This is a genomic window from Homoserinimonas sp. A520 (assembly GCF_054489245.1).
Genome location: NZ_JBTMWX010000001.1, coordinates 131,602 through 154,173 on the forward strand (window position 1 = coordinate 131,602; position 22,572 = coordinate 154,173).

The following is a 22,572-nucleotide window of genomic DNA, read 5'->3' on the forward strand; positions in this document are numbered from 1 at the left end:
AGCTACTGCGTGAACCGCGTGGCGTCGAGGGTTTCCTGCACGACCCTGAACAGGTCTTCGGCGTGCGGCATGGCCGCCGTCTCCAGCGGCTTCGCGTAGGGCAGCGGGACTTCGGATGCCGCCACCCGGCGTACCGGGGCATCCAGCCAGTCGAATGCTCCTTCGCCGATGGTCGCCGAGATTTCCGCGCCGATCCCATAGCTGAGCATGTCGTCCTCGAAGATGACGGCCCGGCTGGTCTTGCGAACGGATGCGCAGATCGTCTCGCGGTCGAGCGGGCGCAGGCTGCGCAGGTCGACGACCTCCACCGAGACGCCCTTCTCCTCGAACTCTGCCGCCACCTCAAGCGCTGTGACCATGCCGCGGGAGTAGCTGACGATGGTCAGGTCGGTTCCCTCTTTGACGACGGCCGCCTTGCCGATCTCCGCGACCTGCTCGCCATCCGGTACTTCGCCCTTGAGGTTGTACAGGGCGAGGTTCTCGAGGAAGATCACCGGGTCGTCGTCGCGGATGGCGGCAGTGAGCATCGCCTTCGCCTCCGCCGGCGTCGACGGTGCCAGCACCTTCAGCCCGGGAATGTGGGCGTACCAGACCTCCAGGTTCTGCGAGTGGGTGGCCGCCAGCTGCTGGCCGCCACCACCCGGGAAGCGGATGACCATCGGCACCTTCACCTGCTGGCCGAACATGGCGTGCATCTTCGCCGCGTGGTTCACGATCTGGTCGATGGCGACCAGGCTGAAGTTCAGCGTCATGATCTCGACGACCGGGCGGAGGCCCAGCATGGCGGCGCCGATGGCGGCGCCGACGAAGCCTTCTTCCGAGATCGGGGTGTCGACGACCCGCTTCGGCCCGAAGTCCTTGAGCAGGCCGGCCGTGATCTTGTACGACCCCTCGAACACGCCGATCTCTTCACCGATGAGGAAGACGTTCTCGTCGCGCTCCAGCTCAGCCCGCAGCGTCTCATTGAGCGCCTGCCGGTAGGTGATGATCCTCGGTTCGCTCATGAGTTCACCATCAACGGCTGACCGGGGAACAATGCCGGTGCGTTGGCGACCGGGCTGGCGTAGACACCGGCGAAGAGCTCGTCCACGTCCGGGTCCGGGCTCTCGTCGGCGAAGGCGACCGCCTCGGTGACGACGGTGTCGGCTTTCTCGTCGATGGCATCCGCATCGCCTTCGGTGAGCACCCCGTCGGCGATGAGTTTCGCGCGGAAGGCGGGCACCGGGTCGTTGCTCTTCGCCTCGTCGGTGTCTTCCTTGGAGCGGTAGCGCGAAGGGTCGACGACCGAGTGGCCCTTCAGCCGGTAGCTCATCAGCTCGAGCAGCCCCGGCTTCCGTTCTTCACGGGCCGTCTTGAGTGCGGCGCGGGCGGCGTCCCGAACGGCGACGGGGTCGTCCCCATCCACTCGCACGCCCTCGATGCGGTAGGCGCATCCGCGCTTGTACAGATCGGGTTCAGCGGATGCCGCATCCACTGTCGTTCCCATGCCGAGCCGGTTGTTGACGATGACGTAGACGATGGGAAGGTCCCAGATGCCGGCGAGGTTGAGCGACTCGTGGAAGGCCCCGATGTTGGTGGTGCCGTCGCCGAGCAGGCACATGACGGCCTCCGACTCCGGCCCGGCCTCGCTGCGGTAGCTGATCGCGAGAGCCGCTCCGGTTGCCGGCGGAATCTGCCCCCCGACGATGCCATAGCCGCCGAGCATCCGCTTCTCGTAATCGAACATGTGCATGGACCCGCCCCAGCCGCCGACCACACCGGTCGCCTTGCCGAACAGTTCGGCCATCACAGCTGACGGTTCCATGCCGCGCAGGATGGCATAGCCGTGGTCGCGGTAGGTCGTGTAGAGGTAGTCGCGGTCTTCGAGCGCCTCCATGAGGCCGACGACCGTGGCCTCCTCGCCGAGGTTGAGGTGGCAGTATCCACCGATCTTGGCACGGGCGTACATCTCACTGGCACGCAGTTCGAAGGCGCGCACGAGGGACATGCGTTCGTAGTAGCTGCGCAGTTCTTCGGCAGTTCCGCCGGTGCTCGCAGGTTTTTTCCTGGTACGACTTGTGGTCGCCATGACAGTCTCACTTTCAACGAGATGCTCCATCCAGACTATGCCTCTTGACGGGGAAGGCCACCGGACAGGTTCCTTCACACACGCAGCCGGTAGATTCGATACGTACAACCGCGGCCGGCTCGGCCGCGAGAGGGAGATGTCCGTGCCACAGCCACTCGTCGAGCCAGGCGCCCCCCTGAGCGCCGCCCAGTCGGCGCGCTACAGCAGGCAACTGCGCCTTCCCGGTTTCGGGGAAGACGCCCAGCGGCGCCTCGCGAACGCGCGCGTGCTCGTCGTGGGCGCTGGCGGGCTGGGCAGCGCCACCGTGCCGTACCTCGCATCCGCCGGCGTTGGGACGATCGGCATCGTCGACACGGATGTCGTCGAATTGTCGAACCTGCACCGGCAGGTCGCGCACGGTATGGGCGACCTCGGCCAGTCGAAGACCGCGTCGTTGGCAGCAGCCGTCGCGGCGAGCAGCCCCGAGACGACGGTGATCCGGCACGAGGTGTGGCTCGACTCCACGAACATCCTCGACCTGCTGGCCGACTATGACCTGGTGCTCGACGGCAGCGACAACTTTGCGACGCGGTACCTGGTGAACGACGCCGCGGCCATTGCGCGCAAGCCGCTGGTGTGGGGCGCCATCCTGCAGTACTCCGGGCAGGTCGGCGTGGCGTGGGCCGACCACGGCCCGACCTATCGCGACCTGTTCCCGACGCCTCCAGACCCCGGCTCCGTCGTCAACTGTGCCGACGGTGGCGTGCTACCCGGTGTGTGCGCAGCCATCGGGGCGATCATGGGATCCGAGACCGTGAAGCTCGTCACCGGAATCGGCCGTCCGCTGATCGGACGAGTAACCGTGTACGACGCGCTGGATGGCACGTTCCGCGAGGTCGAGTACCAGCCGTCACCGGATGCGGATGCGATCACCGGCCTGATCGACTACGAAGCCTTCTGCGGTACCCCGGCCATCGAGGCTGAAGAGCTGATCGGAGACGAGATCGGGCCTGTCGAACTCGCCGAGCGCCTTCGCACCGGTCGCGTGCAGTTGATCGATGTCCGCGAGCCCTGGGAGGCCTCCATCGCCAGCATCGAGGGCGCCCAGCTGATCCCGCTCGGAATGCTGGGCCAGTCGTTCGACAGCCTGGATCGAGATGCTCCTCTCGTGCTCTACTGCCACCACGGTTCGCGCTCTGCCCGCGCACTCGAACTGCTCCGGCGCAGCGGATTCACCAAAGCCACCCACCTGAGCGGCGGCATCGACTCCTTCGCCACGAAGGTCGACCCGTCGCTCGCCCGCTACTGAGGACTCCGATGCACACACCGTTCGCCACCATCACGACCGAAGCGATCAACGAGTCGTCGGTCAGGGACGCGGTCAGCGCGCCAGAGTCGGGTGCCGTTGCCATCTTCGTCGGGGTTGTCCGCAACCATGACGGGGGACACCGTGTCAACTCCCTCGAATACGAGGCCCACCCGGAGGCCGAGAACATGCTCGCCGAGTGTTGCCGCTCCGTGGCGGAGGAGACCGGCCTGATGGTGGCAGCTGCTCACCGTGTTGGCCACCTGACGATCGGTGACGTCGCCCTCTACGCCGCCGCATCCGCCGCCCACCGCAAGGAGGCGTTCGCCGCCTGCGAGCTCCTGGTCGAACGGATCAAGGCGACCGTGCCGATCTGGAAGCGGCAGTTCCTGGCCGACGGCGCGACCGAATGGGTCGGGTTGTAGGGCTAGCCCCCGGCGAACGGCGGCAGGACGTCCACGCGTTCGGACAGCGGATGACCGGCGTCCCGGCGCACGACCTTGTCGACCAGGAATGAGCCAGAGCGGAGCACCCGGGCCATCGGTTCCCCGTAGCGCTCCTCGAGCGTGTGCTTGAGGTCGCCCAGCGTCGACCCGGGGGCGAACCCGAGATATTCCTCCTGGCGCCCGGCCGCTTCCGCCGCAGCGGCGAAGTAGCGCACGGTGACACGCAGCTCAGTCAATACAGTGTCCATCGACAGCAGCTTAGATGGTCCCCTGATTCAATGGTGGCATGCACCAGCACACCCTCGAGCACCTCGTCTCTCAGGTTCCGATCTTCAGCCAGCTGAACGCGGAGGAACTGCACGAGGTCGCGACACGGGTGCGTCCGCGACAGCAACCGAGCGGCACGCAACTCTTCGGTGCCGGCGACGACAACCCGAACCTGATGATCATCCACAGCGGCTGGGTGAAGGTGTACCGGCTCGCCGAGTCCGGACATGAGCAGGTGGTGCGGGTGCTCGGTGTCGGAGACTTCCTCGGTGAGGCGACGTTCATGAGCGACCGCACCGCGGACAACTTCGCGGTGACGCTGCAGGATTCCGAGATCTGTTCGCTGCATCGCGACGACATGCGTGACTACCTGCTGCGCTCCCCTGGTGTAGCCGTCAAGATGCTTGAAACCCTCAGCGCCCGACTGGAGAGCACCGAGAGCCAGCTGAGTTCTGTCACCGGCGAGGAGGCCGGGCACCGCGTCGCCGCCTACCTGGTGCGGCTTGCCGAGGAGTCGGGCACCAGGAGGGTGACGCTGCCGATCTCGAAGAAGGATGTCGCCTCCTACCTCGGCATGACGCCGGAGACGTTGAGCCGACGGCTGGCCGCCTTCGAAGAAGCGGGATGGCTGCGCCTGGTGGGCAACCGGCGCATCGACCTCCTGAACGAGCAGGCACTCGCGAAAGCGTGATTCCTCCCGCTTGACCTGGGTCAAGGAACTGTTTCGCCTGCTCGCCTGTAATTGGGGTATCAGTTCAATCACAGGAGGTAGTTCACATGCAAACCACCACATTCAACACCGAACCGCTCATCCACACCACCCTGCGTGCCGAAGGCTTTTCCTGCCCCTCCTGCGTGTCGAAGATCGAGAAGCAGGTCGGGCGCGTGGAAGGCGTCTCCGCCGTCAAGGTCCACTTCGCGTCCGCCCGCGTCGAGGTCGACCACGACCCGACGGTCGTGAGCGTCGATGATCTGATTGCAGCTGTCGCGAAGGCCGGCTACACGTCACGCCCGGCCACCTTCTGACGGTCTACACCCGGCGTTACCAGAGAGGCAAGTACCGTGAGCCCGCTACGCAGCTGGATGAATAACCCGTGGGCAATCCCGGTCAGTTCCGGGTTCCTGATCATTGCCGCGCTGGTGGTCCTTCAGGTATCTCGTATTGATACTGTCGGCAACCTCGTCATGGTGGCCGCCGCAATCGTGGCCGGCACCCGCATCGTGATAAGTGCTGTACGCGCGCTCGGCGCGAAGATCGTCGGTATCGACCTGCTGGTCTCCGTTGCGGCCATCGGTGCAGTGATCATCGGCGAATATTGGGAAGCCGCCGCGGTGACTTTCCTCTTCGCGATCGGTCACGCTCTCGAGGCAGCAACACTGAACAAGACTCGATCCGCTCTGGCCGCGCTGGTCGCGGTTGCACCCGACGTCGCCGTCGTTCTGCGGGACGGCGAGCAGGTGGAGGTTTCTGCCGGCGCCGTGATCATGGGCGAGACCGTCCTCGTCAAGAACGGTGCCAAGGTACCGGTCGATGGCGAAGTCTCCGGCGGCACCGGTGCCGTCGATGAAGCATCCATTACCGGTGAATCCATGCCGGTAGAGAAGGTGATCGGTGACCGGGTTTTCGCCGGCACCATCTCGCGGAGTGGCTTCCTGCAGGTGAGTGCCACCGGTGTTGGCGCAGACACCACCCTGGCCAGGATCATCCACCGCGTCGAGGACGCACAAGACGCCAAGGCCAAAACACAAGTGTTCATGGACCGCTTCTCGGCCTGGTACACACCCGCGATCATGATCCTGGCGCTCGTCGTCGGTGTTCTGGCCAATGACGTTGTCCTGGCGCTGACACTGCTGGTCATCGGCTGCCCGGGAGCGCTCGTCATCTCCATCCCCGTCTCGATCGTCGCCGGCATCGGCCGTGCCGCGAAAGACGGCATCCTGATCAAGGGTGGGGAGTTCCTGGAGACCTCCTCGAAAATCACAGTCGTTGCGGTGGACAAGACGGGCACGCTGACCATGGGCCGCCCCCGCGTGACCGACGTGATCGTCCTGGATCAGGACATGACCCGCGAGCAGGTATTGACCTGGGCGGGACGCGCCGAAGTCGGCTCCGAGCATCCGCTGGCCCGCGCAATTCTGGATGCCGCAGTAAGCGAAGGCCTCAGCGTCACCGGTCTGCCAGAGTCGACCGAACCTGTCCCGGGGAAGGGCATCGCGGTCACCACCGCAGGCCACCGAATTCTGATCGGCAACCTGGCCCTGCTTGAGCAGTACCAGATGGCCGACACCGTTGCCGCCTCTCGCGCTGCGGACGAGCTGGCCCAGGCAGGCCGCACGCCGATGATCGTCGCAGTCGATGACGCCGTCGCCGGCGTGGTCGGCGTCGCTGACGAAGTTCGGCCTGATGCCGCCCAGATGGTGACGAACCTGCACGCCGCCGGCGTCCACAAAGTCATCATGCTCACCGGCGATTCACCACTGGTGGCCAGCGCCATCGGGTCGATCACCAGAGTCGACGAGATCCGGGCCTCACTGCTGCCCGAAGACAAGCTCGACATTGTCAGCGCACTTCAGGCTGACGGCCACGTCGTGGCAATGGTGGGAGACGGCGTCAACGACGCTCCCGCCCTGGCTACGGCGGATATCGGGGTCGCGATGGGTGCGGCCGGCTCTGCCGTGGCGGTGGAGACGGCTGACATCGCCCTCATGGGAGACAACCTTCTCAAGCTCCCCGAAGCGATCTCCCTCGCCCGGCGCACGGTGAACAATATGCGTCAGAACATCACAATCGCCGTGGTCACCGTCTCCGTGCTTCTGCTCGGCGTACTCCTCGGCGGAGTGACAATGTCGGTTGGCATGCTCGTGCACGAAGCGTCAGTCCTGATCGTCATCGCTAACGCCATGCGCCTGTTGCGCCGCAGCCGGCAGGACACCACTGGCATACCGGCCAGTTCCCTGGCTCCCTTGGCTTGGAGCTCAGCCGCGCGGTTCCCGCTCAAACGCGCAGGAGGAGCCATCGCCGCCGTCGACAGCGGCACGCCACCGGCAAGGTCATCGTCGCCCGTACACTGTCCGCATGACGAAGATCTCGATCAAGGCGCTCGCACTCCAACAACTCCAGGCTGCGTCTGATGCGGACGGCGGGCGTGCTGCAGACACTGTTTTTGGCGGCCACGAGAAGTCGCTGCGCCAAACCGTTATCGCGATGGTGAAAGGCACCACTCTGGGTGAACACGACAATCAGGACGACGCCACCGTCTATGTGCTCCAGGGTCGAGTTCGGCTACGAGTGGGCGAGGATTCGTGGAAGGCCCGCGCCGGCAGCCTCCTCATCGTGCCCCACGCCCGTCATAGTTTCGAAGCGCTCGAAGACTCCGCTGTGCTCATGAGCGTAGCCAAGCGCCCCTATCCACCTGGCCAATTCCTACCGGAGCCCGTGGGCCACATCTGACGACCGTCAGCTCGCAAGCAGTTGCCGCAGCACATACTGCAGGATGCCGCCGTGCTGGAAGTATGCAGCCTCGGCTGGGGTATCGATTCGCACGATCGCCTCGAATTGCCGAGCCTCACCTTGGTGCTCCACGTTCACCATGACACGCTTCGGAATCTCTTCCACTCCTTCAAGACCAACGATCGAGTAGACCTCTTCGCCGGTCAGTCCGAGCGAGGCGGCTGATTCTTCGGGCAGAAACTGCAGCGGAAGGACGCCCATACCGATCAGGTTCGAGCGGTGAATCCGTTCAAACGACGTGGCGAGTACGGCCTTAACACCCAGCAGAAGAGTGCCTTTGGCCGCCCAGTCCCGTGAAGAACCGGAGCCGTACTCCGACCCGGCGATGACGATCAGGGGCACGCCGTCCTCTGCATAAGCCGTCGAAGCGTCAAAGATGCTCATCTGCTCGTCACCGGGGAGATGCCGGGTGAAGCCTCCCTCGACACCCGGGACGAGTTGATTGCGGAGGCGGATGTTGGCGAACGTGCCACGGATCATCACCTCATGGTTGCCGCGTCTCGACCCGTAGGAGTTGAAGTCCCCGAACGCGACGCCGTGGTCTGTCAGGTACCGGCCCGCCGGCGAATCGCGTTTGATGGCTCCGGCCGGTGAAATGTGGTCGGTCGTCACCGAGTCCCCGAGTAGAGCGAGCACTCGCGCGCCAGAAATATCGCGCAGTGGCTGGGGATCGCGCGGCATTCCCTCAAAATAGGGCGCCCGGCGCACATAAGTGGATGTCTCGTCCCAGCCGAAAATGTCGCCGGCTGGAATGTCGAGGCCGCGCCAATTATCATCGCCGTCGAAAACATTCGCGTATCCGTCGGCGAACATCTCCGCCTCGAGCACCTCACCGATGATCTTGTCGACCTCTTGGGTGCTGGGCCAAATATCGCGAAGGTACACCGGTTCGCCCGCCCCATCGTGCCCGAGCGGGTCACTGAGCAGGTCGATATTCATTGTTCCGGCCAGGGCATAGGCGATGACCAGGGGCGGGGAGGCAAGAAAGTTCATCTCGGTTTCAGCATGGATGCGACCCTCGAAGTTGCGATTGCCGCTGAGCACGGATGCCACGGTGAGGTCGTTGTCGGCGACGGCTTTGCTCACTGCGGGGATGAGCGGGCCCGAGTTTCCAATGCAGGTCGTGCAGCCGTAACCGACCAGATCGAAGCCGAGCTGGTTGAGGTAAGGGGTGAGCCCGGCTCGGTCGTAGTAGTCGGTGACGACGCGCGAACCCGGAGCCAGTGTGGTCTTGACCCACGGCTGGGAAGTCAGTCCGCGTTCTACCGCTTTCTTCGCCATCAGCCCGGCTCCGATCATCACAGACGGGTTGGAGGTGTTGGTGCACGAGGTGATCGCGGCGATGACGACATGACCGTTGTCCACGCTGGTATCCCGACCATCCGGAAGCTCGACGCTCGCAGGATTCGACCGCCACTCGCGCTCCAGCCCCGGCCTGGACCGATCCACCGGCTTCTGCCCCTGGCCGAGTTTGTCGAATTCAATGGGATCGCTGGCCGGGAAGGAATCGGCTGAGGCCTGATCGAGACCGCTGAGTTCTTCCGGCGCACGCGAGCCGTCGGCCAGGATTTCGCTGACCACGCTCCGGGCGTTGACCAGTGGGACGCGGTCTTGCGGACGCTTCGGCCCGGCAATCGATGGTTCGACATCGGCCAGGTCGAGTTCAACCGTCAACGAGTATTCAGCTTCATGCTCCGGATCGTGCCAGAGCCCCTGCGCCTTGGCATACGCTTCGACAAGCTGCACCTGCTTCTCGGGCCGGGCAGTCAATCGGAGATAATCCAACGTCACGTCATCGATCGGGAAGATGGCGCAGGTCGACCCGTATTCCGGGCTCATGTTGCCCAGCGTCGCGCGGTTGGCCAGCGGGACGTTGGCAACGCCCGGACCGTAGAACTCGACGAATTTGCCCACGACGCCGGTTTGCCGGAGCATCTGGGCAACAGTGAGCACCATGTCGGTCGCAGTCACGCCCTCTCGCAGCTCGCCGCTGAGCTTGAAACCGACCACTGGTGGAACGAGCATGCTCATTGGCTGGCCCAGCATGGCCGCCTCGGCTTCGATGCCGCCTACCCCCCAGCCAAGGACTCCCAGTCCGTTGACCATCGGCGTGTGCGAGTCGGTGCCGACCAGCGTGTCGGGATAAGCCTGGGTGACCCCCTCGCGCTCTCTTGTAAAGACGACACGGGACAGATACTCCAGGTTGACCTGGTGGCAGATGCCCGTGTCCGGCGGAACAACGAGGAAATCGTCGAACGCTTGTTGCGCCCAGCGCAAGAGTTGATAGCGCTCCTGATTGCGTTGGAACTCCAGGTCGGCATTGATCCGGAACGCGCTCTGGGTGCCGAACGCGTCGGCGATGACCGAATGGTCGATCACCAGTTCTGAGGGGATGAGCGGATTGATTTTCTGCGGATCACCGCCGAACGACAGCATGGCGTCGCGCATCGCGACCAGGTCGACAACGCAGGGGACACCGGTGAAATCCTGAAGCAGCACCCGGGCTGGCGTGTACTGGATCTCTGCGCCGTGCTCGGCTGCGGGATCCCAGTCGGCGACAGCGCGTATCTGGTCGGAGGTGACCAGCTGGCCGTCCTCGTTGCGCAACAGGTTCTCCAATAGCACCTTGAGGCTGTATGGCAATCGCGTCGAACCGTCCACCGCGTCGAGCCGGTAGATCTCGTAGCCGGTGCCATCGACTGCGAGCGTTGCACGGGCGCCGAAAGAATCCGTCATGACAGGCCTCCACCGGCTTTCGCCGGGCTTGTTAGCGAAGATGCGCTATTACCCCATCGTTGCCGCGCCCTCGCAAACTGTCAACGAAGTCGAGCGTGCTGGGGGTCATCCTGAACGCTTGCGACTGGTTCGCTATCGCGACAGGATGTCGATCCAGACGCGTTCACCCGGTTCGGCCCCGAGCTCCAGGCGCACGGAACCGTCCGCGCCGGCGATGGCGGAGACTGGGCCGGTACCGACGAGATCGCGCGCGAACTGAGTCACCGGCGCATCGACCAGCCGGCCGGTGTCGCCTTCCTCCACGATTCGCCCGTCATCGAGGATGGCGACCCGGTCGGCCAGCACGATCGCGTCGAGCACGTTGTGGGAGACCAGAACGGCTGGTATTCCGGTATCGGCCAGCCGCTCCTTCAGCAGGGACCGGATCGAGGCGGCGGTCTGGATGTCAAGGGCGGCCATCGGCTCATCCAGCAACAGCACCGCGGGGCGAGCGGCCAGCACGCGGGCGATCGCCACTCGCTGCTGCTGCCCTCCGGACAGCGCATCCGGCTTGCGATTCTCGAGACCTTCGAGTCCGACTGCGGCCAGCCACTGCTCGGCCGCTGCCAGCGCTTGGGCGGGGCGGATGCCCTGCGCTCGCACACTGAAGGCGACATTCTGGGCGGCGCTGAGGTGCGGAAAGAGTAACGGGTCCTGCCCGAGGAGCCCCACTCCGCGGTGCCGGGGTGGCACGAACACCGGTGTGGAGGAGCCCCGCCTGGTGAGGGTTCGTCCGGCGACGGCGACTTCACCGCGTTCGGGGATCAGCAGCCCGGCGACGACCTGCAGCAAGGTTGACTTGCCTGCTCCGTTGGGCCCCAACAGGGCCAGTACCTCGCCCGGGGCGACATTGATGGAAGCGTCCAGCAGAAAAGTGCCCCTGCGCGCGATCACCCTGGCCGACAGTTCGCCGTTCATCGCGGCAACTCCGTCCGCCAGCTGCGCATGAGCAGCAGGATGACGATGGCGACAAGGACCAGCAGCAGGGAGAGCGCGATAGCCGAGTCCTGCGTCACGCCGGCGCCGTTGAACGCGGTGTAGATCGCGAGCGGCATGGTCCTGGTCGCGCCCTGCGCGTTTCCGGCGAAGAGGGCCGTTGCCCCGAACTCGCCCAGCGCCCGAGCGAAGCAGAGCACTGTTCCGGCGAGGAGGCCCGGCCAGACCAGCGGCAGGGTAATGCGGTGGAACACCGTCCAGCGCCCCGCTCCCAGCGTCGCTGCGACAGTCTCGAACCGGGTACCCGCGGTGCGCAGCGACCCCTCCAGCGAGATCACCAGGAACGGCAGCGCGACGAACGATTGCGCGATGACCACAGCCAGCGTGGTGAACGGGATGCTCACCCCCCAGGCGGCCAGGTACTGGCCGGCCAGGCCGTTCCTGCCCAGCAGGGAGAGCAGCGCGATGCCTCCGACCATGGGCGGCAGTACCAGCGGCAACGTTGTCAGCGCCCGCAGGAGGCCTGCGATGCGCGGCCCGGATCGCGCCATGACCACGGCCAGCGGGACCCCCAGCACCAGGCAGAGCGCGGTGGCCGCGAACCCGGTGCGCAGGGAGAGCCACAGGGCGTCCATGGCTTCCGGCGAGGTCAGTGCGGCGGGGACCGTTTCCCAGTCGACCCGGGCAACGAGTCCGACGATCGGCAGGGTGAGCAAGGCGAGTCCGACCACGGCCGGCAGGTAGAGCATCCGCGGCACAGTGCCGGGGACCGAGCGCGTCATGGCTGTCCGAACCCGTACCTGGCGAGGATCGACTGCCCTTCACTCGACTGGACCCAGTCGACGAACAGCCCTGCCGCGTCCGTGTGCCCGGATTCGATGACGCCGATCGTGTACCGGTTGACTGCCGACTCGGCACCCGGAATGGCTATGCCATCCAGTTCGCCGTCGGCGCCGCGGATGTCCGTGGCGTAGACCAGGCCGGCGTCGGCTTCACCCAGCCGCACCTTGGTGACGACTGCGGTGACGTTCTGCTCCTCGCTGACCGGCACCACGTGGCCATCGACGCCGGACAGGAGCTCGCCCGCGGCAACACCGCAGGGGACTTCCGGCGCGCAGAGGACAACAGCGATCTGCGGGTCGGCCAGGTCGGCCAGCGAATCGATGCCGAGCGGATTGCCCGGTGCGACCGCGATCTGCAGGATGTTGGTGGCGAACACCTGCGGTTGACCGTGGATGAGCCCGGCATGCTGGACCTTCGCCATCGTCTCCTGATCGGCGGAGGCGAACACGTCCGCCGGTGCGCCCTCGATCACCTGGGTGGCGAGGGTGGATGATCCGTCGGACACGATTGGGAGCACCTCGACCTGCGGGTTCGCCTCCGCGAAAGCACCGGCCAGCTCGGTGAATGATGCGGTGAGGGATGCTGCGGCGTAGATCGTCAACGGGGGGCGGGCCGCCTGCTGCACACCGCATCCGCTCACCAGTGCTGCCCCAACCAGGGCGACGGCTCCCCAGCGCAGCCTCATCGCCGGTCCGCGGGGACCTCGACGATGACCGTCGTCGCCTTCATCACGGCGACTGCGAGTGAGCCCACTTCCAGCCCCAGGTCACGCACCGCCTCCGTCGACATGAGGGAGACCACCCGATTCCGGCCGCATTGAAGCTCGACCTGCGACATCACGGTGTCGCTGGTGACTTTCGTGACCAGGCCCGTGAACCGGTTCCGCGCGCTGCTACCGATCCCGGTGGGATCGTCGGGCGGTGTCGCGATCCGCGCGGCCTCCGCAGCGAGCTCGGCTCCGTCGACGACCTGACGGCCGGCGGCATCCTGCGTCACGTTCAGGGCGCCGGCCGCGACCCATCGCCGCACCGTGTCGTCGCTCACGCCGAGGAGCTCAGCCGCCTCGCTGATCCGATAATGCGCCATGTTTGGCAGGTTATCACCGCAAATAAGGCAACACCAGCGGTTCGAAGACGTCTCGGCCCCACGATTCCAGTGAGATGAATCCGTGGCCGCGCCAGCGCCGAAAGCGAACGCCGATGTAGGTGGCTCATAGTCCAACGGGCATAAGCCCTGAAGCCGGACCCTCAGCGGGACCAACAGCCCCTCCGTCGAATCGGAGGATACCTAAGTCGTGTTTGCTCTTCCTATAGTTGAGAGTGTCAACTTGATCTAGGACCACCGTGACGGCTTGTTCCGGGACCACCTGGCGGGCTCGAGGGCGATCCTTTGGGGCGGTTGCAACTGTTGCGCGTTCCTCAAAGGAGGATCAAAGGGTGCTGGCGGCGTGCTGCTGCTTGGTGTGCGCGAGGCGGCAGGAGTCGGTGCCGGTTTCGATGATGGTGCCGTTGAAGGTGAGCCGGTCGACGATCGCGGCGCAGAGCCTGGGGTCGGTGAAGGTGTGGGTCCAGCCGGAGAAGGATTCGTTCGAGGCGATGGCGACGGAGTTCTTCTCCTCGCGTTCGGTGAGGACTTGGAAAAGAAGCTCGGCGCCGCGGCGGTCAAGTTCCATGTAGCCGAGCTCGTCGATCATGAGCAGATCGACGCGGCCGTAGCGGGCGATGGTGCGAGCGAGGGTCTTCTCGTCGGCGGCTTCGACGAGTTCGTTCACGAGCCGCGTCGCGAGCGTGTAGCGGACCCGGAACCCTTTCTCCGCGGCCGCGGTGCCCAGGCCGATTCTGGGATAACGGGCTGTTCAAGTTCGGGTGCGGGTGCGGGTTCGACTGATTCCTCGGACTCCATAGGGTTTGACGTCTCCGGAGTGAACGCCGGCGCTGCGTCGACCTCCCGGTCGCGGGGGTCTGGTTCCGCACGGCATCATGGGTTCCATGGCCCGCTTTCTGCTCTCGGCAATGCCCTTCACGGGGCACATCAACCCCATTCGCGCCCTGGCGAGTGCGCTCGTCGCTCGCGGGCACGACGTGCGCGTCTACTCGGGCGAGGCGTTCCGCACGGCCGTCGAGTCGACGGGCGCCCGGCTCGTGCCCTGGCATCACGCTCCTGACTTCGATGAGAGTGACCTCGCCACGACGTTCCCGCGGCTCCGCGGCAGGAAGGGCCTGAGGCAGCTCCTCATCAACGTCGAAGATGTCTTCATCAACACCTCTGCCGCGCAGGTGCAGGATCTGCGGGACGAGTGGGTCAGGGAACCGTGGGATGCGATCGCCGGCGACGACGTCTCGATCGGCGCGGCGCTGTACGCCGAGCAGAACGGCGGCCCATGGGCGACGATCTCGATCACCCCGCTCAATCTCGCCGGAACGCAGGGCCCTCCTGCCGGACTGGGTCTGTGGCCCGGTACGAACGCGTTCACCAAGGCGCGGGATGCCGCCCTTCGCGGGGCGACGCCGCTCATCGCCCGATCGCTCGTGAAGGCCATCGCGAGATCTGAGGAAACGATCGGACTCCGCCCACGAGGGTTGACCATGGAGGAGGTCACCTTCTCACGACAGCTCATCGTTGCGAGCGGATCCTCGTTGCTGGACTTTAAGCGCACCGACCGGCCCGACTTCCTGCACTTCGTCGGCGAGCTCCGGATGCCTCCGCAGGCGTCGCATACGCTGCCGGCGTGGTGGAGCGAACTCGAAGGCCGACGAGTCATACATGTCACGCAGGGGACCCAGAACATCGATCCCGCCGACCTTATCGTGCCCACGCTCGAGGCCCTGGCCGACCGCGCCGACCTGCTCGTGGTCGTGGCGACGGGCGTCACCGGAGACGATGAGCTGCCCTTCCCCGTCCCCTCAAACACGCGGGTCGCAGGATTTCTGCCTTACGCCGAGCTCCTTCCGCGGGTGGATGTCGCCGTGACGAACGGAGGATGGGGCGGGACGCTCGCCATGCTCGCCCACGACATCCCCCTCGTGATCGCTGGAGGGGACCTCGACAAGCCGGAGATCGCCTCCCGCGTCGCATGGACCGGAGGGGCCGTCAATCTCAAGACGGGCACGCCAACGGCGGCTCAGGTCGCAGCCGGACTCGACAGAGTCGCGACAGACACGTCATACCGGGATGCCGCATCCCGCGTCGGCGCACAACTGCGGTCGCTCGGCGGAGCTGCTCGAGCAGCCGAACTGCTCGAGCAGCTCGCTCAACCGGCGAACCAGTCGACCCTTCAGCCGGGCGACTGACACCGCCCACCGACCGCCTCTCAAAACCATCGCGGGTATCGATAGGCTCTGGCTTCATCTACAAGAGCGCATTCACAATCCTTCCAGACATACGCCACCTGTAACCAGCCCAGAAAAGTACGACACCTGCCGATTCCCTGCGGGTGCAAAAGGGCTACGACGTCGACGCCTTGGTCGCAAACCTGATCGCACTGCTGGACGCCCTGGGTCTCGACTGAGTGGCTCTCGTAGCGCACGACTATCGCGCACGCATCTGCTTCAAACTGTGCCTACGCCATCCCGCACACGTCAGTCGACGCAGACGGCCACTCGGAGAGCGCAATGCTAACTTCGTTGTGCTCTTGCCTGAAAGGAGTGTCGCTAGAGGGACGATCAGCGGGCGGGCCGGCGCTGTTCCTGAACACGTCGAACTCATACTGGGCGGCTTTCCGGAGTGCCCGCCCGACGGACAACATGACTGCGTTCCGCAGCAATCGCCACAACCTCCGCATGACCCGCCCGTTGAGAAGACCGATCAAGGGGCCATGAACGCAAAAGGCAGGGCGGCGAGCGCCCAGCCGCAAGCGTTCATCTCACTGAAATCGTGGGCCTGAGCCGTCTGCGGTTAGTGGTCTCCGCCGCGCAGCTGATCCAGGATGTGCCCGGTGACGGGCAGCAGGACGGCGAGCCCCTCCTCAACCGCGGCGACCGAGCCAGGCAGATTCACGATGAGCGCACGAGTGCTCCCGCCGGTGACGCCGGCGACGCCCCTGCTGATCACGGCCATCGGATTGTGGAGTGCACCTTCGCGCCGCAGCAACTCGGCGATCCCGGGAAGCTCCTGGGCGATCACGGGACGGGTTCCCTCAGGAGTCAGGTCTCGCGGGCCGAGCCCGGTTCCGCCGGTGGTGATCACGAGCCTCGCCCCGGAGCGGATGCCGTCAGCCAGCGCCTGCTGCACACTCTCCACGCCGTCCGGTACCAATGCGGAGTCGACGTCGAACCCTGCTGCGCTGAGAAGTTCGACAGCGCGGGGACCGGAGCGATCGGCGCGTTCCCCGCGGGCGCTTCGATCGGAGACCGTGATGACCCGAGCCGTCATGCGAGTCGAGGTGTGCGCGTGGTGCCCGTGCTCGTGGTCGTCCATGAATGCAACGCTACGACAGGTCTATGGTGAAGTCATGGCTGTTGAACCGATCGAATTGCACACCTCCGCTCAGGCTGCCCAGCATCCGTCACCGACAGGCAGCAGTTGCGCCTGCGGTCACGAGGATGAATCCGAGATCGTGCTGGACACCCGCACGATCCCGCACGCCATCCGTCACGCCACGATTTTCGGGGCACTCGGTGCCATCGCACCGGGTTTCAGCCTCGACCTGGTGGCGAACCACAATCCGCTCCCCCTGATCGCACAGCTCGAGGCGAAACAGCCGGGCGACTTCACCGTGACCTACCTCAGCGATGGCCCGGATGAGTGGAAGCTCCGCTTCACCCGCTCCTGACCCGCCGAATTCCGCGACGTAGCTAGTGCGCGGCGGCCTGATGGGCGCCAGTCCCATGAGCGCCCGGCTGATGCGTGGCGGGCTGATCCTCACCGAGAGCGTGCAGCGCGAGGATCGAGTGTGCGTAGGCGCCGCCCGCTCGCATTTCTGCGGCCACCCAGATGGACTCCATGACCTCTTCACTGGTCGCCCCCTTGCGCTTAGCCAGCTTCGTGTGGCCGTCGATGCAATACGGGCATTGGGTTACGTGCGCCACCGCAACCGCGATCAGTTGCTTCGTCTTCTCATCGAGCGCGCCCTCGGAAAAAACCTGTCGACTGAACGCCTCGAATGCTTCATGCGTTTCGGGTGCAAGCTCCTTGCGGCGAGCAACGAGCTGCGGCGAACGGGCGGGATAGACGGATTCAGACACGAAGACACTCCTTGGGCGTTAGCGCTCGGCGACGACCGCCGGCTCCTCCACCATATTCCCGAGGGTCCTTCGACCTGTCTCAGGCACGCACCGGCAAGCCGACGATGCGCTCGGCCCCGGCATAGGCGACCATCGACGTTCCGCGCAGGAACCCGACCAGGGTCATCCCGGATTCGGTCGCGAGCTCGGCGGCCAGCGATGATGGCGCCGAGACGGCGGCGAGAATCGGGATTCCCGCCATCAGCGCCTTCTGGGTCAGCTCGAAGCTGGCCCGGCCGGAGACCATGAGCACGGTGCCGGCCAGCGGCAATCGGCCATCCTTCAAAGCCCAGCCGACGACTTTGTCGACGGCGTTGTGCCGCCCGACGTCTTCGCGCAGCACGAGCATCCGCCCGCTCGCCGCGTCGAACAATGCTGCGGCGTGCAATCCGCCGGTCTTCTCGAACACCGCCTGCTCAGCGCGGAGCACGTCCGGAAACCCGGTGAGGGCGGATGCATCGATGGTCACGTCATCGTCGCGCACCTGGAACGCCGACTGTGTTTTCACCGCGTCGATGCTCGCCTTGCCGCACAAGCCGCAGGAGCTCGTGGTGTAGAACGACCGCTCCAGGCTGGGGTCGGGTGGAGCGACGCCCGGTGCGAGCGACACATCGAGCACGTTGTAGGTGTTCAGCCCCTCCTCCGTCGCACCGGCACAATACCGGGCGGCACTGAAGTGGTCGGAACTGGAGATGACGCCCTCGGAGACCAGGAAGCCTGCGGCCAGGTCGAAGTCGTGACCGGGGGTGCGCATGGTGACTGCGAGCGGACGGCCGCCGACGCGGATCTCCAGCGGTTCCTCGACGGTCAGCACGTCCTCCAGCACGACCGGCGCAGAACCGACGGTGATGCGAGTGACCTTGCGCCTGGCGGTGATCCTCACTCTGAGGCCACCGGCTCTTCCGCCCGCGGGACGAACCGCACCGCCATCGCCTTATAACCGGGCGTGTTCGACTCGCGTGCGATCAGCTCACGGTGGACGAGTGCATTGGCCTCGGGGAAATAGGCCGCCGCGCATCCGCGAGCCGTCGGATACTCCACGAGCCGGAAGCTGTCCGCCCGACGCTCCGCCCCCTGGAAGGTGCTGATGACGTCGACCAGGTCGCGGTCCTTTAAGCCCAGCTCGGCCAGGTCGTCGCGGTGGACGAGGATGACCCGCCTGCCGTTGGAGATGCCGCGGTACCGGTCATCCTGGCCGTAGAAGGTGGTGTTGTACTGGTCGTGGCTCCGCATGGTCTGCAGGATGAGATGCCCGGGCGGCGGTGTCAGGTACTCGAGCGGGCTCACCGTGAAGCGGCCCCTGCCGATGTCGGTGGCGAACGAGCGGGTGTCGCGCGGCGGGTTCGGCAACACGAATCCGTCCCGTCCGCGCAGGCGGCGGTTGAAGTCATGGAAGCCCGGGATGACGCGCGAGATGTGGTCCCGGACCACGTCGTAGTCCTCGGCCATCGCACGCCAGTCGACGGGGTGATCCTCGCCGAGGGTGGCGACCGCCATCCGCGCGATGATGACGGGTTCGGCCAGCAGGTGTTCGGACACCGGCGCCAGTCGGCCCTGGGTCGACCGGACGACAGACATCGAGTCCTCGACCGAGAGAATCTGGCGCCCACCAGGATGCTTGTCGTCGGTGTCGGTGCGACCGAGCGTCGGAAGGATCAGGGAGGTGCGGCCGTGCACGACGTGGGAACGGTTCGGCTTGGTCGACACGTGTACCGTCAGGCCGGCGCGCTGCATGGCGGCCTCGATCGCATCCGTGTCCGGGCAGGCGAGGGCGAAGTTGCCGCCCATCGAGACGAAGACATCGACCTGGTCGTTCTCGAACGCTTCGACCGCCTCCACCGAGTCGTAGCCCTGTTCGCGCGGTGAGCGGATGCCGAACTCGGCATCCAGGGCGTTCAGCATCGACTCCTGTGGCTTCTCCCACACACCCATGGTGCGGTCACCCTGCACGTTCGAGTGCCCGCGCACCGGGCAGGCGCCGGCACCAGGCTTCCCGAAGTTGCCCTGAAGCAGCAGGATGTTGATGATCTCTTTCAGGGTGTTGACCGAGTGCGGTTGCTGGGTGAGGCCGAGCGCCCAGCAGATGATCGTCGCCTTCGACTCGATCAGCATCCCAGCGACCTTCGTGATCTCGTCCCTCGCGAGGCCGGTCGCTGTTTCGACTTCGGCCCAGTCCAACTCTGCTCGGGCCGCACGATAGGCCGCGATGCCATCGGTCTGGGACTCGATGAAGTCGTGGTCGAGCACGCTTCCCGGTGCTGCTGCTTCCGCCTCGAGCAGCAGGTGTCCGAGCGCCTGGAACAGGGCGAGGTCGCCTCCGACCTTGATCTGCAGGAACTCGTCGGCGATGGCGGTGCCGTTACGGAGCACGCCCGACACGGTCTGCGGATCCTTGAACCCGAGAAGGCCGGCTTCCGGCAGCGGGTTGACGGCGACGATCCGACCGCCGCCGGCCTTGCACTCCGCGAGGGCTGAAAGCATCCGTGGGTGATTCGTCCCGGGGTTCTGCCCCACCACGAAGATCAGCTCCGCGGCGTGGATGTCTTCGAGGGAGACGGTGCCCTTGCCGATCCCGATGGTGGGATTCAACGCTGTTCCGGACGATTCGTGGCACATGTTCGAGCAGTCGGGGAGGTTGTTGGTCCCCAATGACCTGGCGAACAACTGGTACATGAACGCGGTCTCATTGGCAGTGCGGCCGGACGTGTAGAAGACGCAGCGGTCGGAGGTGGTCTGGCGAATCCGTTCACCGATCAGGGAGAAGGCATCCGTCCAGCTGATCGGAGAGTAGTGGGTGTCGCCCGGCCGGATGACGACCGGTTCGGTGATTCTCCCCTGGTTGCCCAGCCAATACTCGGTCTTCCCGGCCAGGTCGGCGATGGAATGCTCGGCCCAGAACTGAGGCGTCACCGTGCGAGTGGTGCTCTCCTCGGCGACCGCCTTCGCGCCGTTCTCGCAGAACTCGGCCGGCTTGCGGCGGCCGGTGATCGACTCGGGCCAGGCACATCCGGGGCAATCGGTTCCACCTCGCTGATTGAGCCGCAACAACGAGCGGGCGGTGCGGGTCACACCGGCCTGGGCCACCCCACGATCCAGCGCGACCATGACGGCCTCGACTCCGGCCGCCGTGGTCTTGGGAGGCTTGACCTTCAGGTCATCTTCATTGATGTCGTTGACGGGCGCTGCACGCTTCATGGTCCCATCTTGCCGTGAAACAGCGAGCCGGACTATCGACGCGCCTCCCGGGAGCGCGCGCTGGCTAGGGTGGGACCGTGTTCATCGACGCGATCGTGCTGGCCGGGGGTCGCTCCAGCCGCCTCGGAGAAGTGCCGAAGGCTGGGCTGGCCTATCGGCAGCAGACCCTCCTGGAGCACACGGTCGGCGCAACGCGATTCGCCCGCACCACGGTGATCGTCGGCGACCCCGCAGGAATCCGCATTCCCGGTGTTCTCATTGCGCGGGAAGAACCTGCTTTCGGTGGCCCTGCTGCCGCCGTCGCCGCCGGCATAAACCGGCTCGCGCAGGACCAGGCGGCACCCAGCGAGTTCACCTTCGTGCTGGCCTGCGACATGCCTGGCATCTCCACCGCCACTGCCGCCATCCGCGAAGCACTGGGCAGCGGCGTTACTTCGGACGGCCTCATCGCGATCGATGCCGACGAGCATCCGCAGCCCCTCGCCGCCGTGTACCGCACCGCCAGCCTCGCCTCGGCCATCACGGCACACGGTCGGCACCTGGAGGGGTTGTCTATGTTCCGGTTGATCGCCGGACTGGAGCTCACCGACATCGCGGTTCCGCCCGGATCGACGGATGATGTGGATACCTGGGACGACGCCGCCCGCTTCGGCATCACCCGACCGGAAACAATGGAGGAACCATGAGCGAGCAGGCCGACAGAGAAACCCTCCTGGCGAGCTGGGCGGATACGCTCACCGCCGCACTCGATGTTCAGGGCCTCACCGTCGATGTATCCGGCGTGCTGTCGTTGGCGGCGGATGCGGCGCATTCCGTCGTCCGCCCGGCGGCACCGTTGACGACATTCGTCGTCGGGTACGCGGCCGGCCTGGCGGCAGCGGGTGGCACGGCCCCGGAAGCCGCGGTCCAGGCGGCGAGCGAGGTCGCGCGGCGCCTGTGCGGCGAGCGTGCCGGTCAGCCGCCGATGTAGGACATCTCGATCCGCTTACCGGCGGCCCGCAACCCTCCCGTGCTGGCGCTGCGCAGCTCTGAGTAGCGATCGGTGCGGGTGCGCCAGATCGACGCCATCGTCGCCGACAGTTGTTCGTCGGAGCCGCCTTCGCGCATCAACGCCCTCAGGTCATGGCCTTCGCTGGCGAATAAGCAGGTGTACAGCTTGCCGTCGACCGAGATCCGCGCTCGGGAGCAGGAGTGGCAGAAGGATTCGGTGACGCTGGAGATCACGCCGACCTCGCCGCTGCCGTCGGCGTAACGCCAGCGCTTCGACGTGTCGCCCGGGTAGGTGGGGGCTACGGGCACGAGCGGGAACACCGCATCGATCCTCTGGATCACCTCGCTGGATGGCACCACTTCGTCCAGCTTCCAGCCGTTGGTGGTTCCGACGTCCATGAACTCGATGAACCGCAGCACGAACGGGGTCCCCTTGAAATGCCTGGCCATGGCGACAATGTCCTGGTCGTTCTGGCCCTTCTTGACGACCATGTTGATCTTGACCGGCCCGAGCCCCGACTGGTGCGCCGCCTCGATCCCGGCGAGCACTTTGGCGACCGGGAAGCGGATGTCGTTCATCGCCTGGAACGTCGCCTCGTCCAGCGAGTCGAGCGAGACGGTCACGCGGTTCAACCCGGCGTCCTTCAGTGCCGGGGCAAGGAGGGCGAGCGCAGAACCGTTCGTGGTCAGGGCAATATCGAGCGGATGCCCGGCGAGAGTCCGCACTGTGCCGAGCATTTCGATCAGCTTGGGCAGTTCCCGGCGCAGCAGCGGCTCGCCACCGGTGAGCCGGACCTTCTCCACCCCGTGGGCTGCGGCGATTGTCGCGATCCGCGTGATCTCTTCGAAGCTGAGCAGTTCCTCGCGGGGCATGAAGGCGTAGTCGCGGCCGAACACCTCTTTGGGCATGCAGTAGACGCACCGGAAATTGCAGCGGTCGGTCACCGAGATCCGCAGGTCATGGAGCGGGCGGCCCCTGGTGTCGGTGAGCGGTGCACCCGCCGTCGTGGTCATACTGCCAGCCTATGTGCTCC

Annotated in this window: 23 protein-coding genes and 1 pseudogene; 10 read left to right on the plus strand and 14 right to left on the minus strand. The window is 65.7% G+C overall.

Translation table 11 applies throughout. The annotated features are described in order from the left end of the window. Positions 1–2: 2 nt before the first annotated feature. Positions 3–1,004, minus strand: coding sequence for an alpha-ketoacid dehydrogenase subunit beta (locus ACX3PH_RS00655; protein WP_459088328.1), 1,002 nt, complete (start codon positions 1,002–1,004; stop codon positions 3–5). After that, positions 1,001–2,068 carry a pyruvate dehydrogenase (acetyl-transferring) E1 component subunit alpha gene (gene pdhA, locus ACX3PH_RS00660; protein WP_459088330.1) on the minus strand — a complete coding sequence of 356 codons (1,068 nt, stop codon included), beginning with the start codon at positions 2,066–2,068 and terminating at the stop codon, positions 1,001–1,003. Before pdhA ends, ACX3PH_RS00655 begins: the two co-directional genes overlap by 4 nt. Before the next feature lie 136 nt (positions 2,069–2,204). Between pdhA and ACX3PH_RS00665 the strand changes: the two genes are divergently transcribed. Both ACX3PH_RS00665 and ACX3PH_RS00670 read left to right on the plus strand, forming a co-directional pair. After that, entirely contained in the window at positions 2,205–3,356 is a 1,152-nt protein-coding gene (locus ACX3PH_RS00665) for a ThiF family adenylyltransferase (RefSeq protein WP_459088332.1), read from the plus strand. A gap of 8 nt (positions 3,357–3,364) precedes the next feature. Beyond that, entirely contained in the window at positions 3,365–3,778 is a 414-nt protein-coding gene (locus tag ACX3PH_RS00670; RefSeq protein WP_459088334.1) for a molybdenum cofactor biosynthesis protein MoaE, read from the plus strand. A gap of 2 nt (positions 3,779–3,780) precedes the next feature. Here the strand turns inward: ACX3PH_RS00670 and ACX3PH_RS00675 are convergent, their stop codons facing one another. Further along, on the minus strand, positions 3,781–4,047 hold the full coding sequence (locus ACX3PH_RS00675; RefSeq protein ID WP_459088336.1) for a MoaD/ThiS family protein: 267 nt from the start codon (positions 4,045–4,047) through the stop codon (positions 3,781–3,783). 38 nt (positions 4,048–4,085) lie between these two features. Here ACX3PH_RS00675 and ACX3PH_RS00680 point away from each other — a divergent pair, with 38 nt between their 5' ends. From ACX3PH_RS00680 to ACX3PH_RS00695, 4 genes are all read left to right on the plus strand, one after another. Then, the gene (locus tag ACX3PH_RS00680) at positions 4,086–4,757 is read left to right on the plus strand and encodes a Crp/Fnr family transcriptional regulator (RefSeq protein WP_459088338.1); all 672 of its coding nucleotides are present in this window, start codon (positions 4,086–4,088) and stop codon (positions 4,755–4,757) included. Positions 4,758–4,843: 86 nt separating this feature from the next. Then, positions 4,844–5,092 (plus strand): heavy-metal-associated domain-containing protein, encoded by a 249-nt coding sequence (locus ACX3PH_RS00685; protein ID WP_459088340.1) that lies wholly within the window; start codon positions 4,844–4,846, stop codon positions 5,090–5,092. A gap of 57 nt (positions 5,093–5,149) precedes the next feature. Further along, positions 5,150–7,198 (plus strand): heavy metal translocating P-type ATPase, encoded by a 2,049-nt coding sequence (locus ACX3PH_RS00690; protein ID WP_459089808.1) that lies wholly within the window; start codon positions 5,150–5,152, stop codon positions 7,196–7,198. Then, entirely contained in the window at positions 7,143–7,517 is a 375-nt protein-coding gene (locus ACX3PH_RS00695) for a cupin domain-containing protein (protein ID WP_459088342.1), read from the plus strand. Before ACX3PH_RS00690 ends, ACX3PH_RS00695 begins: the two co-directional genes overlap by 56 nt. A 6-nt stretch (positions 7,518–7,523) precedes the next feature. On the opposite strand, the gene acnA is transcribed toward ACX3PH_RS00695, so the two are convergent. From acnA to ACX3PH_RS00725, 6 genes and pseudogenes are all read right to left on the minus strand, one after another. Continuing rightward, on the minus strand, positions 7,524–10,313 hold the full coding sequence (acnA, locus tag ACX3PH_RS00700; protein ID WP_459088344.1) for an aconitate hydratase AcnA: 2,790 nt from the start codon (positions 10,311–10,313) through the stop codon (positions 7,524–7,526). Positions 10,314–10,445: 132 nt separating this feature from the next. Beyond that, positions 10,446–11,270 carry an ABC transporter ATP-binding protein gene (locus tag ACX3PH_RS00705; protein WP_459088346.1) on the minus strand — a complete coding sequence of 275 codons (825 nt, stop codon included), beginning with the start codon at positions 11,268–11,270 and terminating at the stop codon, positions 10,446–10,448. Next, positions 11,267–12,070, minus strand: a complete 804-nt coding sequence (locus tag ACX3PH_RS00710) for an ABC transporter permease (protein WP_459088348.1) — start codon at positions 12,068–12,070, stop codon at positions 11,267–11,269. The genes ACX3PH_RS00705 and ACX3PH_RS00710 overlap by 4 nt, the downstream gene beginning before the upstream one ends. Continuing rightward, entirely contained in the window at positions 12,067–12,816 is a 750-nt protein-coding gene (modA, locus tag ACX3PH_RS00715; RefSeq protein ID WP_459088350.1) for a molybdate ABC transporter substrate-binding protein, read from the minus strand. The genes ACX3PH_RS00710 and modA overlap by 4 nt, the downstream gene beginning before the upstream one ends. Beyond that, a complete protein-coding gene (locus ACX3PH_RS00720) occupies positions 12,813–13,217 on the minus strand; it encodes a TOBE domain-containing protein (protein WP_459088352.1) in 405 nt (134 codons plus the stop codon). Before ACX3PH_RS00720 ends, modA begins: the two co-directional genes overlap by 4 nt. Positions 13,218–13,560: 343 nt before the next feature. Beyond that, positions 13,561–13,968 (minus strand): annotated as a pseudogene (locus ACX3PH_RS00725) (ATP-binding protein); the annotation flags it as partial. Between the two features lie 151 nt (positions 13,969–14,119). Here ACX3PH_RS00725 and ACX3PH_RS00730 point away from each other — a divergent pair. Beyond that, complete coding sequence (locus ACX3PH_RS00730) at positions 14,120–15,421, plus strand: glycosyltransferase (protein WP_459088354.1); 1,302 nt, start codon at positions 14,120–14,122, stop codon at positions 15,419–15,421. 604 nt (positions 15,422–16,025) lie between these two features. Here ACX3PH_RS00730 and ACX3PH_RS00735 read toward each other — a convergent pair. Continuing rightward, positions 16,026–16,547: a MogA/MoaB family molybdenum cofactor biosynthesis protein gene (locus ACX3PH_RS00735; RefSeq protein WP_459088356.1), complete on the minus strand. Its 522-nt coding sequence runs from the start codon at positions 16,545–16,547 to the stop codon at positions 16,026–16,028. Between the two features lie 34 nt (positions 16,548–16,581). On the opposite strand from ACX3PH_RS00735, the gene ACX3PH_RS00740 reads away from it, so the two are divergent. After that, positions 16,582–16,902 carry a DUF2249 domain-containing protein gene (locus ACX3PH_RS00740; RefSeq protein ID WP_459088358.1) on the plus strand — a complete coding sequence of 107 codons (321 nt, stop codon included), beginning with the start codon at positions 16,582–16,584 and terminating at the stop codon, positions 16,900–16,902. 22 nt (positions 16,903–16,924) lie between these two features. On the opposite strand, the gene ACX3PH_RS00745 is transcribed toward ACX3PH_RS00740, so the two are convergent. From ACX3PH_RS00745 to ACX3PH_RS00755, 3 genes are all read right to left on the minus strand, one after another. Then, positions 16,925–17,314, minus strand: a complete 390-nt coding sequence (locus ACX3PH_RS00745) for a carboxymuconolactone decarboxylase family protein (RefSeq protein ID WP_459088360.1) — start codon at positions 17,312–17,314, stop codon at positions 16,925–16,927. Positions 17,315–17,393: 79 nt separating this feature from the next. Further along, entirely contained in the window at positions 17,394–18,236 is an 843-nt protein-coding gene (gene fdhD / locus ACX3PH_RS00750) for a formate dehydrogenase accessory sulfurtransferase FdhD (RefSeq protein ID WP_459088362.1), read from the minus strand. Beyond that, positions 18,233–20,548, minus strand: a complete 2,316-nt coding sequence (locus ACX3PH_RS00755; protein ID WP_459088364.1) for an FdhF/YdeP family oxidoreductase — start codon at positions 20,546–20,548, stop codon at positions 18,233–18,235. The genes fdhD and ACX3PH_RS00755 overlap by 4 nt, the downstream gene beginning before the upstream one ends. A gap of 77 nt (positions 20,549–20,625) precedes the next feature. Between ACX3PH_RS00755 and mobA the strand changes: the two genes are divergently transcribed. Continuing rightward, positions 20,626–21,234: a molybdenum cofactor guanylyltransferase gene (gene mobA, locus ACX3PH_RS00760; protein ID WP_459088366.1), complete on the plus strand. Its 609-nt coding sequence runs from the start codon at positions 20,626–20,628 to the stop codon at positions 21,232–21,234. Beyond that, positions 21,231–21,518 carry a DUF6457 domain-containing protein gene (locus ACX3PH_RS00765; RefSeq protein WP_459088368.1) on the plus strand — a complete coding sequence of 96 codons (288 nt, stop codon included), beginning with the start codon at positions 21,231–21,233 and terminating at the stop codon, positions 21,516–21,518. The genes mobA and ACX3PH_RS00765 overlap by 4 nt, the downstream gene beginning before the upstream one ends. Here the strand turns inward: ACX3PH_RS00765 and moaA are convergent. Beyond that, entirely contained in the window at positions 21,503–22,552 is a 1,050-nt protein-coding gene (gene moaA / locus ACX3PH_RS00770) for a GTP 3',8-cyclase MoaA (RefSeq protein WP_459088370.1), read from the minus strand. The genes ACX3PH_RS00765 and moaA overlap by 16 nt on opposite strands. Positions 22,553–22,572: the final 20 nt, after the last annotated feature.

Excerpts from the sequence above, each read along its gene's own strand:
- ACX3PH_RS00675 (WP_459088336.1), bottom strand. The coding sequence starts at position 4,047 with ATGGACACTGTATTGACTGAGCTGCGTGTCACCGTGCGCTACTTCGCC.
- ACX3PH_RS00695 (WP_459088342.1), top strand. The coding sequence starts at position 7,143 with ATGACGAAGATCTCGATCAAGGCGCTCGCACTCCAACAACTCCAGGCT.
- moaA (WP_459088370.1), bottom strand. The coding sequence starts at position 22,552 with ATGACCACGACGGCGGGTGCACCGCTCACCGACACCAGGGGCCGCCCG.
- ACX3PH_RS00705 (WP_459088346.1), bottom strand. The coding sequence starts at position 11,270 with ATGAACGGCGAACTGTCGGCCAGGGTGATCGCGCGCAGGGGCACTTTT.
- ACX3PH_RS00690 (WP_459089808.1), top strand. The coding sequence starts at position 5,150 with ATGAATAACCCGTGGGCAATCCCGGTCAGTTCCGGGTTCCTGATCATT.
- ACX3PH_RS00765 (WP_459088368.1), top strand. The coding sequence starts at position 21,231 with ATGAGCGAGCAGGCCGACAGAGAAACCCTCCTGGCGAGCTGGGCGGAT.
- ACX3PH_RS00685 (WP_459088340.1), top strand. The coding sequence starts at position 4,844 with ATGCAAACCACCACATTCAACACCGAACCGCTCATCCACACCACCCTG.
- ACX3PH_RS00655 (WP_459088328.1), bottom strand. The coding sequence starts at position 1,004 with ATGAGCGAACCGAGGATCATCACCTACCGGCAGGCGCTCAATGAGACG.
- ACX3PH_RS00730 (WP_459088354.1), top strand. The coding sequence starts at position 14,120 with ATGGCCCGCTTTCTGCTCTCGGCAATGCCCTTCACGGGGCACATCAAC.
- ACX3PH_RS00735 (WP_459088356.1), bottom strand. The coding sequence starts at position 16,547 with ATGGACGACCACGAGCACGGGCACCACGCGCACACCTCGACTCGCATG.
- ACX3PH_RS00670 (WP_459088334.1), top strand. The coding sequence starts at position 3,365 with ATGCACACACCGTTCGCCACCATCACGACCGAAGCGATCAACGAGTCG.
- ACX3PH_RS00720 (WP_459088352.1), bottom strand. The coding sequence starts at position 13,217 with ATGGCGCATTATCGGATCAGCGAGGCGGCTGAGCTCCTCGGCGTGAGC.
- pdhA (WP_459088330.1), bottom strand. The coding sequence starts at position 2,068 with ATGGCGACCACAAGTCGTACCAGGAAAAAACCTGCGAGCACCGGCGGA.
- acnA (WP_459088344.1), bottom strand. The coding sequence starts at position 10,313 with ATGACGGATTCTTTCGGCGCCCGTGCAACGCTCGCAGTCGATGGCACC.
- ACX3PH_RS00680 (WP_459088338.1), top strand. The coding sequence starts at position 4,086 with ATGCACCAGCACACCCTCGAGCACCTCGTCTCTCAGGTTCCGATCTTC.
- ACX3PH_RS00755 (WP_459088364.1), bottom strand. The coding sequence starts at position 20,548 with ATGAAGCGTGCAGCGCCCGTCAACGACATCAATGAAGATGACCTGAAG.
- modA (WP_459088350.1), bottom strand. The coding sequence starts at position 12,816 with ATGAGGCTGCGCTGGGGAGCCGTCGCCCTGGTTGGGGCAGCACTGGTG.
- ACX3PH_RS00740 (WP_459088358.1), top strand. The coding sequence starts at position 16,582 with ATGGCTGTTGAACCGATCGAATTGCACACCTCCGCTCAGGCTGCCCAG.
- ACX3PH_RS00710 (WP_459088348.1), bottom strand. The coding sequence starts at position 12,070 with ATGACGCGCTCGGTCCCCGGCACTGTGCCGCGGATGCTCTACCTGCCG.
- ACX3PH_RS00665 (WP_459088332.1), top strand. The coding sequence starts at position 2,205 with ATGTCCGTGCCACAGCCACTCGTCGAGCCAGGCGCCCCCCTGAGCGCC.